Annotated in this window: 13 protein-coding genes; 11 read left to right on the plus strand and 2 right to left on the minus strand. The window is 47.0% G+C overall.

Annotated features, from left to right (window positions below; translation table 11 throughout):
* Nucleotides 1-2 precede the first annotated feature (2 nt).
* The 8 genes from rpe (at nt 3) to G459_RS0107325 (ending at nt 11,906) form a co-directional block, all read left to right on the plus strand.
* The gene (gene rpe, locus G459_RS0107290; RefSeq protein WP_026967054.1) at nt 3-653 is read left to right on the plus strand and encodes a ribulose-phosphate 3-epimerase; all 651 of its coding nucleotides are present in this window, start codon (nt 3-5) and stop codon (nt 651-653) included.
* 122 nt (nt 654-775) lie between these two features.
* Entirely contained in the window at nt 776-1,267 is a 492-nt protein-coding gene (locus tag G459_RS0107295; RefSeq protein WP_035455389.1) for a hypothetical protein, read from the plus strand.
* 102 nt (nt 1,268-1,369) lie between these two features.
* Complete coding sequence (locus G459_RS0107300; RefSeq protein ID WP_026967056.1) at nt 1,370-2,392, plus strand: hypothetical protein; 1,023 nt, start codon at nt 1,370-1,372, stop codon at nt 2,390-2,392.
* Between the two features lie 94 nt (nt 2,393-2,486).
* Complete coding sequence (gene gyrA / locus G459_RS0107305) at nt 2,487-5,033, plus strand: DNA gyrase subunit A (protein ID WP_026967057.1); 2,547 nt, start codon at nt 2,487-2,489, stop codon at nt 5,031-5,033.
* A gap of 29 nt (nt 5,034-5,062) precedes the next feature.
* On the plus strand, nt 5,063-6,271 hold the full coding sequence (locus G459_RS0107310) for a tetratricopeptide repeat protein (protein ID WP_026967058.1): 1,209 nt from the start codon (nt 5,063-5,065) through the stop codon (nt 6,269-6,271).
* A gap of 141 nt (nt 6,272-6,412) precedes the next feature.
* Complete coding sequence (locus G459_RS0107315; RefSeq protein ID WP_026967059.1) at nt 6,413-7,531, plus strand: acyloxyacyl hydrolase; 1,119 nt, start codon at nt 6,413-6,415, stop codon at nt 7,529-7,531.
* A gap of 91 nt (nt 7,532-7,622) precedes the next feature.
* Nucleotides 7,623-10,085 carry a PIG-L family deacetylase gene (locus G459_RS0107320; RefSeq protein WP_026967060.1) on the plus strand — a complete coding sequence of 821 codons (2,463 nt, stop codon included), beginning with the start codon at nt 7,623-7,625 and terminating at the stop codon, nt 10,083-10,085.
* A 102-nt stretch (nt 10,086-10,187) separates the two neighbouring features.
* Complete coding sequence (locus tag G459_RS0107325) at nt 10,188-11,906, plus strand: sodium:solute symporter family protein (protein WP_026967061.1); 1,719 nt, start codon at nt 10,188-10,190, stop codon at nt 11,904-11,906.
* A 139-nt stretch (nt 11,907-12,045) separates the two neighbouring features.
* Here the strand turns inward: G459_RS0107325 and G459_RS0107330 are convergent, their stop codons facing one another.
* On the minus strand, nt 12,046-12,894 hold the full coding sequence (locus G459_RS0107330; RefSeq protein ID WP_026967062.1) for a DUF2911 domain-containing protein: 849 nt from the start codon (nt 12,892-12,894) through the stop codon (nt 12,046-12,048).
* 179 nt (nt 12,895-13,073) lie between these two features.
* On the opposite strand from G459_RS0107330, the gene G459_RS0107340 reads away from it, so the two are divergent.
* Nucleotides 13,074-13,994: a 2-hydroxyacid dehydrogenase gene (locus G459_RS0107340; RefSeq protein ID WP_026967063.1), complete on the plus strand. Its 921-nt coding sequence runs from the start codon at nt 13,074-13,076 to the stop codon at nt 13,992-13,994.
* A 9-nt stretch (nt 13,995-14,003) separates the two neighbouring features.
* Complete coding sequence (locus tag G459_RS0107345) at nt 14,004-14,846, plus strand: universal stress protein (protein WP_026967064.1); 843 nt, start codon at nt 14,004-14,006, stop codon at nt 14,844-14,846.
* Here G459_RS0107345 and G459_RS0107350 read toward each other — a convergent pair.
* The gene (locus G459_RS0107350) at nt 14,843-15,556 is read right to left on the minus strand and encodes a tetratricopeptide repeat protein (protein ID WP_026967065.1); all 714 of its coding nucleotides are present in this window, start codon (nt 15,554-15,556) and stop codon (nt 14,843-14,845) included. The genes G459_RS0107345 and G459_RS0107350 overlap by 4 nt on opposite strands.
* Before the next feature lie 212 nt (nt 15,557-15,768).
* Between G459_RS0107350 and holA the strand changes: the two genes are divergently transcribed.
* Nucleotides 15,769-16,791 (plus strand): DNA polymerase III subunit delta, encoded by a 1,023-nt coding sequence (holA, locus tag G459_RS0107355; RefSeq protein WP_026967066.1) that lies wholly within the window; start codon nt 15,769-15,771, stop codon nt 16,789-16,791.
* The last annotated feature ends 2 nt before the right edge of the window (nt 16,792-16,793 follow it).

The raw sequence follows: 16,793 nt of genomic DNA on the forward strand, positions 1-16,793 counted from the left end.
CCATGCCCCCATTGATTGCTCCGTCCATTCTTGCCGCTGATTTTGCCAATCTCCAAAGAGAAGTGGAAATGCTTAACGGTTCTGTCGCGGATTATATTCACGTAGATATCATGGATGGTGTGTTTGTGCCTAATATTTCTTTTGGGATTCCCGTGACCGAGGCGATAAAAACCTACGCGGAAAAACCTCTGGACGTTCATTTGATGATCGTGAACCCGGACCAATATCTCGAGGCATTTCGCAGAGCCGGAGCGGAGATCCTTTCGGTTCACTATGAGGCATGCACTCATCTCCACAGGACAGTGCAGGCGATCCATAGCTTGGGAGCCAAAGCGGGCGTCGCGATTAATCCGCATACGCCGGTTCATCTGCTGGAAGAGATCATCGGGGACATTGACATGGTTTGTATGATGTCGGTGAATCCGGGATTTGGTGGGCAAAAGTTCATCGAAAACACGTATTCAAAAGTCGCACGGCTGAAGGAGCTGATCTTGAAAAAGGGTTCTTCCGCCAAGATCGAAATCGACGGCGGAGTCAATCTGGAAAATGCGCCAAAACTGATCGCCGCTGGTGCAGATGTCTTGGTTGCAGGTAGTTTTGTGTTCAGTTCTTCTGATCCAAAAGCAACAATTGCGAGCTTGAAAAGCTTGTGATTTTGCGGATTTTTCTGATCAACCGCTTATCATAAAATATCTTAAAACGACATTTTTTACTTGGTTTTGGTCTCGATGACCTTTTTATTGTGCGATTAACCATTATTAAACCAATTACAAGTATGAAAAAGATTTGGATGTTTGTTGTCCTTTTTGGAGGACTGAGCTTGGCAGCGTTTGCACAAGAAACTGCTGCGGAAGAGGCGGTTACGGATGAGGATCTAAAGAAATTCGCCAATGTAGAAGTAATGACTTCGGAGTATGTAGAGAAGAAAACCGAGGAATTGAAAAATATGATTCTCAACAATGAAGTCATCGACGGAGGGGCGAGATACAACGAAATCAAAGCCGCCTGGGGTGACGCTGCCAAAGAAGCGGAGATCAAGTTGACCGAGGAAGAAAGAACTGCCTATAAAGCCATCAAGGACTTTCAGGATTCACTGCAGGAGTCTGTGGTCGAATACAAAACAGAGCTGATCAAGGACGATGCGGTGTTGGGAGTCTCCACTTACAACAAGGTGAACGGAGCGATCAAAGAAGATCCGGCCATGAAGGAAAAACTGGATCAGATGGTCGAAGAGATGAAAGTTAAAGAGGACGACGGCCAGGCATAATCCGATGATTTAGCTGTTTGGCAAAAGATTTGAAGAAGCTTCTCCGAAAAGGAAGCTTCTTTTTTTATTTTCACACCAACCGATTCAGATCTTCGTTAGCAAATGATGACCAACAGAAATTTCTACCTCCTGATTTTTGCATTTTTTTCACTTCAACTTCCCGCTTTGGCTCAGGATGAAGATATTTTTGGAATCAGCGAAAAGGCAAAGAATCCCAAAAGCGAATCGGGTATTGGGAATGTCTTCAGAAACGGGCTTGAGATGTTCGCTCTGGAGATTTCCACCGGCGCAGCTTATCACCAGATGAGCACGCTCTTCTATTCTCCAAATCCGTCACTTTACCCTATCTCCCAGTACCAAAACTTCGAAAGCTCGGACTATTCACTCCAAGACACACTTTCTCTATCAAGCAATGCATGGACTGTTCCGCTTGTAAATGGAGGAGTCCGGATCAACTTGTTTAACCTCCTGACGATTGGCGGTGGATACGGAATGGAATGGGGAAACCTGGAACCGATGAGAGGCAGCGATCACGAGTTTCAGTTTGAAGGGTCTAGCTATCAGATCAGTAAATTTTATGGCACCGTCGGATTGGTGCTTTACGACGCCAAGCGTCGGCAGAGCTTTCTCAAGTGGCGGTACCGAAAATACAGCACCAATAACCTGTACATGCAATCTGAATTGCGTCAGAGAGCTAGGGCAAATTACCCGTGGAGATTTATTTTGGAAGGAGAGTTTGGAAAAATGAAGCTGAAAAATGCCTATGACCCGGCCTTGGACAGCGGCCCGACTCCCTATGTTCCCCGCTTGGCGGTCTCTGAAGATCCTTATTTTGGAGTCTCAATGAGGGTAGAGTATGATTTTTCTGAGTATGCTAAACTGTTCGTGAAAGGCGGAGCGGAGTTCAGAGAGTTTACGTATGCAGCGTCGGATTTTTCTGGATTTCAGAACATTGAACAAAACGTGTACGGACTTCAGGCCGGATTGGCAATTAAACTTCCGGGGACCAAAAAGTGCAAAATAGGCGGATGTGGCGTCGTAATGAAGCACATGCATGATGGGATTGAATATCGCGGAAGTTCCATTTTCAATATGCAGAATCGAAAAATCGGCCAGTGGTACTAAGTGCTGGACGGGCGGACAAGGTTACAAGCTGGGTTTCGAAACCTTGCAGTTTTTACTATCTTGCAGCTTAATTTGAAGCGCGAAAAAGTACTTTATGGCCCAAGGAGAGAACGAGCACATCATACCAATTAACATTGAGGAGGAAATGCGTGGTGCCTACATCGATTATTCGATGTCGGTCATTGTTTCAAGAGCACTTCCTGATGTCCGAGACGGACTTAAGCCGGTTCACCGACGCATCCTTTATGGAATGCAGGAACTTGGCGTTTTACACAACAAGCCTTATAAAAAATCTGCCAGAATCGTCGGTGAGGTTTTGGGAAAATACCACCCACACGGTGACTCCGCAGTCTACGAAACAATGGTTCGTATGGCTCAGGAATGGTCACTGAGATATCCTTTGGTTGACGGTCAGGGTAACTTTGGATCGGTCGACGGTGACAACCCCGCCGCGATGCGATATACCGAAGCCAGACTCAAGAGAATTGCTGAGGAGTTGCTTGTCGATATCAACAAAGAGACCGTTGACTTTCAGTTCAACTTTGACGATTCCCTCAAGGAACCAACTGTACTTCCCGCCAAAGTACCAGCCCTGTTGCTAAACGGTGCTTCTGGTATCGCAGTAGGTATGGCTACCAACATGGCCCCCCATAATTTGGGAGAGGTCATCGACGGCATTGTTGCCTACATCGACAACCGTGACATCACGATTGCTGAACTGATGAAGTTCATCATTGCACCGGATTTCCCGACAGGCGGGATTATCTATGGATACAATGGCGTGAAAGCGGCTTTCGAGACGGGCAGAGGTAGAGTGGTAGTAAGAGGCAAGGCCAACGTAGAGATCAAAGAAGGGGGAAGCAAGGAGATGATCGTCATCACCGAAATCCCCTACATGGTCAACAAGGCAAACATGGTGGAGAAAACCGCTGCCTTGATCAACGAGAAGAAGATCGATGGCATCTCTGCTATCCGCGATGAGTCTGACCGCTCCGGGATGCGGATTGTATATGAACTGAAGCGTGACGCCATCTCAAGCGTTGTCTTAAACAATCTTTACAAGCATACAGCGCTACAAACTTCATTCTCAGTGAATAACGTTGCGCTCGTGAAGGGCCGCCCGTATACGCTGAACCTGAAAGATCTGATCGTTCACTACGTCGCCCACAGGCATGAGGTGATCGTCAGACGTACAGAATATGAATTAAGAGAAGCCGAAAAGAGAGCTCATATTCTTCAGGGCTACCTGATTGCATTGGATCACTTGGATGAGGTAATCTCTCTGATCAGAAATTCACCAGATCCTGAATCTGCCCGCAATGGCCTGATGGAGCGATTTGAGCTGAGCGAGATTCAAGCTCGTGCAATTCTCGATATGAGATTGCAACGCCTGACAGGCATGGAGCGTGACAAGATCATTCAAGAATACAAGGAGATCATGGCGCTGATCGAAGAGCTGAAGGAAATCTTGGCTAACGAGGACAAGCGAATGGAGATCATCAAGACCGAACTTCAGGAAGTACGGGACAAGTATTCGGATGACCGTCGCACGGAAATCGAACACAATGCGGAAGATTTAAGCTACGAAGACATGATTCCGAATGAGGAAGTGGTCATTACCGTTTCTCACCAGGGTTATGTGAAGCGTACCGCTTTGACTGAATACAGAACTCAAGGTCGGGGTGGCGTGGGATCCAGGGGCGTCAGCACCAAAGAAGACGATTGGACTGAATATATCTTTACCGCTTCTACACACAATTACCTCTTGATCTTTACAGACAAGGGTAAGTTGTTCTGGCTGAAAACTTACGCGATTCCTGAAGGGACAAAGACTGCTAAAGGCCGTCCTATCCAAAACCTGATCAATATCGAATCGGATGATAAGATCAGATCAATCATCCAGGTGGACAGCCTAAGTGATCAGGACTATCTCAACAATCACTTCCTGGTGATGATCACCAAGCGCGGGATTATCAAGAAGACCACACTTGAGCAATACAGCCGTCCCAGAACCAACGGAATCATCGCTTTGAATATCAGAGAAGATGATCAATTGGTGAACGTCAATATGACCAATGGCAAGCAACATATCGTCATCGCGGCCAAATCCGGCAGAGCAATCCACTTCCCTGAGGCGGCTGTTCGTCCGATGGGGAGAACCGCCACAGGGGTGAAGGCGATAACGTTAAATGGTGATAAAGATTATGTCATTGGCATGGTTTGTGCCTCTGAGGAAAGCGCGACTCTTTTGGTAGTATCTGAAAAAGGCTATGGAAAACGTTCCGAGCTCGAGGAATATAGAATTACCAATAGAGGAGGAAAAGGAGTGAAGGCGATGAATGTGACCGAGAAAACCGGTACGTTGGTCGCCATCAAGCAAGTAATGGACTCAGATGATTTGATGATCATCAATAAATCCGGGATTACGATCAGAATATCGATGGATCAGCTCAGAGTGATGGGCCGGGCTACCCAAGGAGTACGATTGATACGAGTTGGCGAGGGAGATGAGATATCATCTGTCGAAAAAATCTCAAGAGAGGAAGAATTAGAACTTCCAGAGCCGACGGACAGTACCATCGAATCTCCTGAAAATCCAGAAAACCAATCTTCTGACACGCCAGAAGGAACAACAGAATAACCGAACAATCAATTAAGATAAAAACGCTAATGAAAAAGCTGATTCTCTCTTTGGCACTGGTTGGTGCTACAACCTTGGCCTTTGGACAAAAGAAAGTAATTAAAGAAGCCGAAAAAGGATTCAAATCCGGCGACTACCAAGCTGCGCTGACAGCTATCGATGCTGCCGCTGCTAACCCTGAAACCAGCGGTGATCCTGCGACATTTTTGCTGAAAGCACAAATTGAAACCAAGATGTTTTACGCAGATTCTTCCAACACCATGGAGACGGTAGGGCTTGGAAGAAAGGCATTGGAGACTTACAACAAGACCTTTGAAATGGCTGGAAGTGACAAAGAAGCCGGAGTAGGTGCGGACGTGTACGAAGAAGATATGCCAGGTGTCCCTGACAACTTGAGACCTTACTCGATCATGACTCTCAAGAATCTCTCCTTTGACAAAGCAATCAGTAGATACAATGCCGATGATGCGGAACTGGCCTATGAGTTCTTCAGTTTGGCAGGTGAGATTGACCACACAGATTCAACAATCCATTACAACGCCGGTTACTTGGCTAATGAGCTTGGTAAATTTGAAGATGCTAAAAAACACTTTGGATACCTCTTGGAACTTCCTAATTACAACAAGCTGAACACATATTATTTCATGGTTCAGATCTTGAGTACTGAGGAGAAAAATCCAGAAGCGGCGTTTGATCTGGTTACAAAAGCTAAGACTGAGTATCCTAACGACAAGGTATTGGCTGAATATGAAATCCAATTGTTGCTTCAGTTGAACAAGATGGATGAAGCAATGTCTCAGATCAAAGACGCTCTAGCCAATGATCCAAACAATACAGGTCTTCTGCTGAGATCCGGATATCTGAAAGAGCAAGCGGGTGATTTGGAAGGTGCTCTTGCCGACTATAAGAAGTCTGTGGAAGCGGATCCTAACTTCTTCGAAGGCAACTACTACACTGGAGCTCTGATGCTCGAGATGTCTAGAAAGATTCTTAACGAGCTGAACGGACTTTCGGATGCTGAATGGGAAAAGCAATCTCAGACACTCGGTAAGCAGGCTGACGACTATTACAAGCAGGCGGTCCCTTATTTCACCAAGGCTGTTGAAATTAAGCCGGACAACACCGACATCATGATCATCCTCTACCAGGTACACACCAGATTGAAAAACACTGCTGAGGCGGAAGCCCTAGACAAAAAACTCACCGAGTTGCTTGGTGCTGGCTGGCAAGAAAACTAAGCCAAGATATTTTAAAAGGCCGACTGAGAAGTCGGCCTTTTTTTTTGCGCGTGAATTTGGGATCTGAAGTATGGCTTAACGAGTGGTCCTTTCCATTTTTTAGATACTTTTGCGTCACCAAATCCCAATTGAAGTGCAATTATGTTTAAACTGATTAAAGTTGGATTTTTTCTTTCTTTAACCTTTTTGTTGGGCACAGCTTCTGCCCAGAATGCCAGGTTTCAAAAATCCCTCAGCTTTTCCTATGAGACCGGCCCTATGCTGAGCAACGGCACAGACTGGGGTAATGAAATCAAGGATGCGGTAGATTACAAAGCGCTGGACGTCAAAATGGGCTGGAGGAAAATATCCAACACTACGTATAATTACCTCTACAGATATCCGACTTTGGGTATCGGCCTTAGTTCCACCTTGAAAAACTACAAGGAAATTGGAATGCCCCATACCATATATGGCTTTATGGAGATTCCTTTTTCCATTTCCGGTCAACGTGATCGGGTGAGTTTTGGGTATTTTTTACAGTTAGGGGTGGGCTTCAATCTAGAACCTTACGACTCGCTGGCTAACCCACACAACAAGTACATTGGATCTAATATCAATGCCTACATCCATGCGGGGCTGAGTTCGACGGTCAGAATTTCTCCACGAACCGACTTTCAAGCAACTTTGGGTTTGAAGCATTTTTCCAACGGAGCAGCGAAAAAACCAAATGCGGGAATTAATCTATTTCCGCTGAATCTTGCGATGAAGGTGAAGCTTGGTGATCTCAAAGCCATCCCCACCCAAAGGCCAGAGATTGGGAAAAAAGAGCTGATGTCTTACTGGAATTTTTCTCTTTACACCGGCGTGAGAAACTATGAAATCGGCGATCCGACCTATTTCCGTGGTGGGATCGGAGTCAACTATTTGCTGGAGCCGACCTACAAATACCGAGTGGGCTTGGGTTTGGATTTGTTTTGGGCGCAGGGGATGGAAGCAAGGTTTCCTGAGGAGGATTTTTCCTTCAAAGACCAAACCTCCCTGGCTGTGGTTGGGTCTTGGGAGTGGCAGTTGACTGATCGATTGTACGTGCCCATCGCCTTTGGAGCATACATCTATCGAAATGAGCTGAATCAAGAGATGACTTGGTTTTATGAACGCATCGGAGCGAGGTATCGATTTGACAACAACATGTTTGCTGGAATGCAGATCAAAGCACACAAAGCGAAGGCAGACTTTTTTGAATTTACCGTGGGCTATACCCTAGCGGGGAAAAAGTGAGTTAAACCCTTTGAATTTCATCCATTAGTCACAAAATAGTTTTATTTCGTATAGGATTCAGATAGCTTACTGTGTCAATCAAAAACCCAATATGCTCAAACCAAAGGTAGTTCAGACGCTTGTTTTCATTCTATTCGGTTTTTTCAGTCACTACTCTAGCGCGCAGTCAGTCCCTTCCTCTCTGATCTATCAGCATTTGCTCCAGCTTGGGGAAACCAAGCGGGTGCTCTACGTAGCTGCTCACCCTGATGATGAAAACACCCGACTGATTTCCTACCTGGTCAATGGAGAGCATGCGGAGGTGGCCTATCTCAGTCTGACCCGCGGAGACGGAGGGCAAAACCTGATCGGAAAAGAACTTGGCATTGAGCTGGGACAGATCCGAACACAGGAGCTGCTCAAAGCGCGGGAAACCGACGGTGGACGGCAGTATTTCACCCGTGCCATGGATTTTGGTTATAGCAAAAATCCTACAGAGACGCTTCAAAACTGGGACAAGCAAAAGGTCTTAGCGGACGTGGTTTGGGCGATCCGCAGATTCCAACCTGACATCATTATTACCCGGTTCAATACCATCCCCGGGGTTACTCACGGGCATCACACGACTTCCGCCATCTTGGCTGGGGAGGCGTTTGAGCTGGCTGGGAAATCAGATGCTTTTCCGGAGCAATTGAAGTGGGTGAAGCCCTGGCAGCCGAAACGCATCTTTTTCAACGCATATAATTTTGGAGGAGAGTTTAAGCCAGAGGAGGGACAGAAATATTATGTATTCGAAGTTGGGGGGTATAATCCACTGCTAGGTCAGACCTATCATCAGATCGCCGCAGACAGTCGCACGATGCACAAATCTCAGGGATTTGGAGCGACAGCAGGTGTGGGTGAGGCAAAGGATCATATTCAGCTGGTAGCTGGGGAGAATTATAGTCAGGACGCCTTTGAAGGAGTCGCTGACCGCTGGGAATCTATCCCTGGGGGAAGAGATGTAGAGGCTCAGATTGATCAGCTACTGACGCAATTTGACTTTTCGCAGACGGAAAAAAACGTCTCAGATTTATTGAAAATCCGATCTTCTCTGAAAGCTCTCAACTCGAGCGAAACGTGGATTCTGGAGAAAATCGAAAAGTTGGATCGCCTTATCATAATGGCTTTAGGACTGGAATTTGAATTCAGGGTCAGAAAAGAGTATGGTTTTCCAGGCGAGGAGGTCAAGGCAGAATTTGTGGTCAACAACCCTTCCTCAGTCGGCGTGAGTGTCACTAACTTGGAGATAGGAGAGCAGGATTTTTCTGAGATCTCCGGAGAGTTGAATAACAATCAGACCCGGTCTGTTCCAGTAGTATTTTCGATCCCCAGCGATATGTCCTATTCCCAACCCTATTGGTTGGAGAATCCCATCGACGGCGCGCTGTATGATGTCAAGGATCAAGCTCTGATCGGAAAACCATTTAATGACGCCAGTATCGCCGGTGTCCTGTCTTTTACCTTGGACGGACAACAGCTTTCCGCCTCGGTTCCCTTGAAATACAAGTACAACGATCCGGTGGATGGAGAAGTAAAGCAGCCATTTACAATCATCCCTGAGGTAGATCTAACCGTCTCCAAAGACAACGTATTCCTGCTTGCCGGCGCGGATCCGACTGTGACAGTCACCGTGAACTTCAATTCTGAAGTGCTGGAAGGCAAGCTGGATTTTGAGGGGTTGGATTCAGCGCAGTTTAAGATTGTCGGCATGGAAGAGCTATTGCTTCAAAAGAAGCGCATTTACCGGATCGCTTTTTTGCCCAATGGAAATGGAAACAAAAAGATAACAGCACGGTTTACAACTCAGAGTGGAGAAAGCTTTAACCTAAGTACCAAGACAATCTCCTACAAACACATACCAAACCTGACCTATTTTCACCTCGCATCGCTGACGTTGATACAGGCGGAATGGCAGGTGTCCGGGGCAAAGATCGGATACATTCCGGGTGCGGGAGATGACGTTCCGGGCGTTTTAGCTGCGTTGGGATATCAAGTGACGATGATAGGCGCGGACGACTATTCCGCTGACTATCTAAGTCAATTCAAGGCGATAGTGGTCGGGATCCGTGCGTACAACACCAATGGTGCCGTGGCCGCAAATCAGCAAGCTCTCATGTCTTACGTGAAATCGGGAGGTAATCTGATCGTCCAGTACAATACAAGCTCTCCGACTTTGCCCAAACAGATGGGTCCATTTCCATTTACAATCGGCCGAGACCGCGTCGCTGTGCAGGGCTCTCCCGTAGTAGCGGATTGGAATAGTTCGGTGCTGGCAGGACCAAACAAGATGAACGAATCCGACCTAGATGGATGGGTGCAGGAGCGGGGGCTTTACTTCGCAACAGCTATCGACTCTGCCTACCACACTCCCTTTGTCATGCAGGATCCGGATGAGCCGTCGAGCAATGGTTCGCTTATCATTGGGAACTATGGCGATGGCACCTTCGTCTATACAGGTATTTCTTTTTTCAGACAGCTGCCCGCAGGAATTCCGGGGCCGATCAAACTATTTATCAACCTGATCGAGCAATAAGATGAATGAAAAGCCGATTCGATGGAAGGTGGTTTATCTGGCGCTGATGGCTAGCTTGCTCATCTTGATTGCGTTGTTTTATTGGTTAACGGTATCGTACGCATGAGTACCCTCGACTGGATTGTCCTCTTTTTGACACTGTTTTCCATCGTTATCTACGGGACTTATAAGACTCGGGGGAGCAAAAATCTGGATTCCTACCTTCGCGGCAATAACTCCATGAACTGGTGGACCATTGGGCTTTCGATCATGGCTACCCAAGCTTCCGCAATCACTTTTTTGAGTACGCCGGGGCAGGCGTATGAAGACGGGATGCGGTTTATTCAGTTTTATTTTGGCCTGCCGCTGGCGATGATTATTATCTCGGTGAGCTTTGTGCCGATCTATTACAAGTTGAAAGTCTACACAGCCTATGAGTATCTGGAGCAGCGGTTTGATCTCAAGACCAGAACGTTAACAGCACTCTTGTTCATCGTCCAAAGAGGGCTGGCAGCGGGAATTACGATCTACGCGCCTGCAATCATCTTATCGACTTTGCTGGGCTGGAATCTGACCTGGACGAATATTTTCATTGGAGTGCTGGTGATTGTTTATACCGTTTCGGGTGGTACCTCCGCGGTCTCTATCACCCAAAAGCAACAAATGGCAGTGATGATGGGAGGGATGATATTGGCCGGAATCATCGTGATCCAGCTGCTTCCGATATCCTTTCAGGAAGCCTTGCATGTAGCCGGGAAGATGGACAGGCTGAATGTGGTGAGTTTTGAATTTGATTTCGCTGACCGATATAACATCTGGTCGGGAATGACTGCTGCGGTGTTTCTCTTTTTGAGCTATTTCGGTTCGGATCAGAGTCAAGTAGGACGATATCTCTCCGGTCAGACGCTGACGCAAAGCCGCATGGGTTTGATCATGAATGGTTTTCTCAAGATACCGATGCAATTCATTATCCTCTTTATCGGAGTGATGGTTTTTGTGTTTTATCAGTTTATCCAACCTCCCGTGATCTTCAACCAGGTGCAAACGGACAAGCTGCGCCAAAGCGAGTATGCTCCCCAGTTTGAGGCTTTGGAAAATAACTACAATGCGAGCTTTGAATCGGGGAAAAACGCCTATCAGCAAATGCTGACAGCTATCGAGGCGGGTGAAGATGAAGATGCAGAGTCGATCAAAGGCCAGATCAAAGAGATCAAATTGGAGCAGGAAGAACTTCGGGAGCAAGCCAAAGAGCTGATTCTCCAAAATGACCCCGCTGCCGAAACACGTGACACGGACTATGTCTTCATGCGGTTTGTGATGGACTATCTTCCTAAAGGAATTGTCGGGCTGTTGTTTGCGGTAATTTTCAGCGCAGCGATGTCTTCGTCCGCTTCAGAACTCAACGCGCTCGGGTCGACCAGTACCATCGATCTCTATAAAAGATCGATCAAAAAAGACGCAAGCGACGAGCACTATGTCAGATCTTCCAAAGTATTTACTGCTTTTTGGGGCCTTGGGGCTATCCTTTTTGCTACTTATGCGTCACTTTTTGAAAACCTCATTCAAGCGATCAACCTACTCGGTTCACTTTTTTATGGGACGATCTTAGGAGTATTTATGGTCGGTTTTTTTATGAAATGGGTGAAAGGAAGAGCTGTTTTCATTGCGGCACTATTGTCGCAGGGGCTGATTTTGGTAGTCCATTTCAGAAATGGGACAGGCATGCTGGGCTTTCACTGGGACATCGGATTCCTTTGGTACAATGCCATCGGGTGTCTGGCAGTGATGCTTTTCGGTTTGATTTTGCAGCAGATTGTCGGAGGCAAAGTGGCGAAGGGGTAAGAGAGAAACACAAAAAAAACCTCCGGAAGTCAATCCGGAGGTTTTTCATTTCTAAAGACTTCTCTTAGTCGGAAGCCAGAGTTTTCGCTTATTCAATTGTCTTTTCTAAGTCTAGTTTCTTGCAACTTTATACTTTGTCTTATTTGATCGAATCGATCAGCCGCTCATTCAGCGCAACGTAATCTGGATTTCCGCCTTCTTCAGCCAACGCCTTTGATTGGGTTGCAGTGTCTACCGCTTCTGTTTTCATGCCCAAGGCATTTTCGATCTTTGCACGTAGGTGCAGCGTCCAGTACTTTGGATCACTGTCCGTGGATTGCTTCACCCACGTATAGGCTTGGTTTAGGTCTTTGGACGTGGTGAAATAATAGCTTGCAGCCTGAAACAGCAGCGCTGGATCAGTGGAGTTAGCGTCGATTACCAGCTTTTGAATCTCAGCCATCACGATTGGATCCACTTCGGTTTGGATCTTAAACTCGGCCTGGGTATTCTCCCATTTCACGAACGCCACGACACTGTTGTCAGTGATGCTGTTGAATCCAATTTCGAAGGTTTCTACCTTTTTGCTTGCCTTAGAGGTCGGCACCGTGAATCTCGCCTGATCATCCGCTTGATTATATCCGATTGCTCCCCAGAGTTTCGTGTCTCTGCTGAGGATGATTGTCCATTGGGATTTTTCGGGAATCGCATACAGTGCATAGGTACCGGCGGGTACTTTCTGACCGCTGATGGTCACGTCTGTTGAAAAGTTCACCTGGGTGGCGGAATTTGCGCCGGTTCTCCAGATTTGGCCAAAAGGAACGAGTTCCCCAAAGATTTTCCGGCCTTTGACACTGGGCCGGCTGTAGTCCACGGTCACCACGGACAATCCAAACTGCTGGGAGATCTTGGAACCAGGGCTCGCCTGTGGCATTTGGAGTTGCTGGGAAAAACTGACCAAGCTTGTCAAAAGCAAGGTCACGAGAGCGAAAGAGATTTTTCTGATCATTTTTTAAAAGGATTTTTGTTTTGGATACAATCCCAAAGCCTCACAGATCGTTCAGGATTGAGTTGCAATTTCAACGTTTTCTTTTTGCCTTTTCGTGATTTCACCACTCTTTTTTGACCGGTGGATTTTGAAGGGCTTCCTATCTTGGTAATTTTACCCACTACCCAAATACAACAAACATGAGCCTCGCCATAATCAGCCCCGGACGTAATCCCAAAGTCTGGATTGATGCCCTGACCTTTCACGAACCGGAGATAGATATTCAGGTCTATCCGGATATCGACAGGCCTGAGGATGTCAAGATGGCCTTGCTATGGCAGCATCCACCGGGCTATCTGAGCACCTTGCCCAATCTGAAGCTGATCAGCTCGCTGGGTGCCGGAGTAGATCATATCTTGAGCGATTCCTCGATCCCTGAGGCGCTTCCGATCGTCCGCATTGTGGACGAAAAGCTGACTTGGTCCATGACCAACTACGTGGTGATGGGCGTGCTTAATTTTCACCGTCAAATTACCCGCTACCAAGCCGACCAGCAGCGCAAAGTCTGGGATATGAGTAAGCCTGAAATCCCCGTAAAAGTAGGTGTGATGGGAGTGGGCGCTTTGGGCGGAGATGTGCTGGACAAGCTGAGCTATATGGGGTTTCCGGTTTTTGGCTTTGGATTCAGTGAAAAAAGGGATTTTCGATATCCGTATTTTCCGAAAGATGAGTTGAAGGATTTTCTCGCTGAAATCAATGTTTTAGTCTGTTTGCTCCCTTTGACACCAGATACCGAAAACATCCTTAACTTGGAGCTTTTCAAGAAATGCAAGCCGGGCACTTTTCTCATCAATGTGGCGAGGGGAAAGCATCTGGTAGAGGAGGATCTGATTCCGGCTTTGGACCAAGGATATCTTTCCGGTGCGCTGTTGGATGTGTACCGTACAGAGCCCTTGCCAGCATCCCATCCGTTTTGGGATGAAAAGAGAGTCCAACTCACGCCGCATATTGCCAGTGTGACTAATCCCCAGGCTGCTTCGCCGCAGATAATTGAGAACTTCAGGAGACTGAAGGCGAACCTGCCACTTTTGAATGTCGTAAACCGCCCTAAAGGCTATTGATTTTTACAGATGGAAAATACTTTTAAGATACTTTGCCCCACCGATTTTTCGGAATGCTCACTCAACGCCATCGAATTTGCAACCCGATTGGGAGAGAAGCTGAATGCTCACTTGGTACTCTTTCACGTGCTCAACAGGGAAGATTACCTGAAGCTGTCTCCGATGGACGAAGAGGGCAAAAATCAGCTTGACTTCGTCGATGAAAAATTGGAAAATCTTCGGAACGCTGTCTTGGATGAAGCGTTGGTAAATGGCTTGGCTGGATGCGAAATAGCCTACCGGGAAGGTAAGATAGTCCCCGTTACCCTGGATTATTCCCGAGAGATGGATGCGAACCTCATCGTGGCCGGTACCGAAGGAATGAATGAATTGCGTAGTCAGATCATCGGCAGCAGAGCCAGTCGGATGGTGGAGCAGAGTGACCGGGATATTCTGATTGTGCCGAGAAAGGTCTTCTTTAAGCCGCCGCGTAAATTCGTTTACGCCTCTGACTACGTCGAGGAGGACAAGCTCGCGATCCAGCGAGTGGTGGAGATGGCAAGTTTGTTTGATTCTGAGATTGACATCGTGCATGTCTCGTCCAGCCACAAGGCCATCGATAAGTCCCTGCACATGACCATGGTAGAAGAGATTCAGCCATTTGTCCGCTATGAAAAGATCAACTATGTGCTGAAGTCTTACCGTGACGATCTGGCTTTGGGGCTGGAAAATTACCTTCAGGTAGCAAAGGGAGATGTGCTGGTAACCCTGAGCAAGAAAAAGTCCTTCTTTGATCAGATTTTTTCCAAAAACCTCTCCAAGAAGATGTCATACTTCCTCAATAAACCCCTGTGGGTCATCAAGGGTTTTTAGATTTTTTTCCCGGAGAAAAATCCCTTCAAAAACTTCCCGAATTCCTGTCTGGTTTTCGGATCTGTAAGCAGCGACTTGAGCGTATTCCAAAAATCACCTGAACTGACTTTCTTCGGTTCTTCCCGGATCGATGCCGGGGAAGGTTGAGCAGATTCGGCCGAGGGCTTTGAGTCGATAGGTGGTAGGCTGTTTGCAGACTTCTGAGGGTCATATCCGGTCAGCTTATCAGACTTGTCAAAGCTTTGCTTTGAGCGTTCGATATAGCCGAGCTTCTCTTCCGCCAATCCTTTGTTGTTATAGGATACAGCATCTTCCGGGTCTAGTTCGATGGCTTTTTCATAATCTTCGATGGCGCCGTGTAGATCTCCCATGCGGTCTTTGAGAAATGCCCTACTGCTGTATCGATAGGGGTTTTTGGGATCGAGGTTGGTCGCTCGGTCGAGTTCACTGAGCGCTTCCTCGTTTTTGCCCATGAGATGCAGGACCACGCCCCGATCACTGATGTAGTCTGTGTTGTAGGGCTCGAGCTCCAGGAGGAAATCAAAATCGCCGAGCGCCGCTTCTCCTTTTCCCATGCGGGTGAGAACCCGGCCTCGGTAAAGGTGGAGTTCGGCCTGGCCGGAATGCTCAGAAATCAATTGGTCAAAAACCTCCAACGCTTCCTCAAATTTCCCTTCCTTGTAGAATGCTATGCCTTTTTCGAAACTCATTGTTTTTTCTTTTTTTTCGACAGATTCACCAACTCCTCGCCACCATATTAGGCATCAAACATTCCGTTCAGGAGCTTTGTGCGGTCGCCTGTTGCCGCTGACCTCTATTCATACAAAGTTAAGCCCAGAATAGTTTGCCGAAGAATATTTCCCAGGATTTCGCTCCCTTTTCCTTCCGCTTGCTATCTTTAAACCGTCTAGTTTTTCAATCCATGCCCCATTCTCCCGAAGCTGTTCTTAAAGACCTGAAAGCGAAAAAGTTTGCTCCGATTTACTTTTTGGAAGGGGATGAGCCCTATTTCATCGACTTGATTACCGACTACGTCGAGAAGCACGCCATCGCTGAGCATGAAAAGGGCTTCAATCAGTTGGTGATGTATGGCAAAGACTCCCAAGTCAATGTTATCCTTAGTAATGCCCGTAAATTCCCCATGATGGCGGATCGGCAGGTAGTGATCGTCAAGGAAGCACAGAGTATTCCTGATTTGGGAAAAGAGGACGCTCAGAAACTTTTGCTCAGCTATATCAACAACCCGCTGCCCAGTACGATACTTGTTTTTGCGCATAAGCATAAGAAGCTCGACGGCCGAAGTGCGCTGAAAAAGGAGCTGGACAAAAAGACGGTTTTCGTCAATTCGGAGAAGGTCAAGGACTGGAAGCTCACCGAGTGGGTGGATGGATATTTCAAGGACCTGGGACACCAGATTGAGCCAAAAGCTTCACAGCTTCTCGCCGACTCTATTGGAAACAACCTCGAAGTGATCACCAATGAGGTAGGAAAGATGCTAATCAACTTTGCCGAACCGACGAAGTTCACTGCCGAGCATATCTCCAAGTTTATCGGCATCAACAAAGAGTACAACAATTTTGAGCTCACCAAGGCTATAGGTTTCAGGGATGTGAAAAAGGCGAATCAGATCATCCACTATTTTATCCAAAACCCAAAAGCTCATCCGATTATCCCCATTTTTTCTCTACTGTACAATTATTTCAGCAAGATAGCGCTGATCCACCGGGCCGGAGCCATGCCTGACAACCAGCTGGCCGGAGCGATTGGAGTGAATCCCTATGCACTCAAAGAATATTCAGCTGCAGCCAGAAACTTCAAATTGGGCAAGGTAATTGATGTGTTCGCACACATCAAAGAGGCGGATCTTCGTTTCAAAGGAGTTGACTCCGGAAGCATGGAACAGGGTGAAATCCTCCGCGAACTGGTGTATAAGATTTTGCACTGAGT

The organism is Algoriphagus terrigena DSM 22685 (assembly GCF_000429445.1).
GTDB classification, from domain to species: domain Bacteria; phylum Bacteroidota; class Bacteroidia; order Cytophagales; family Cyclobacteriaceae; genus Algoriphagus; species Algoriphagus terrigena.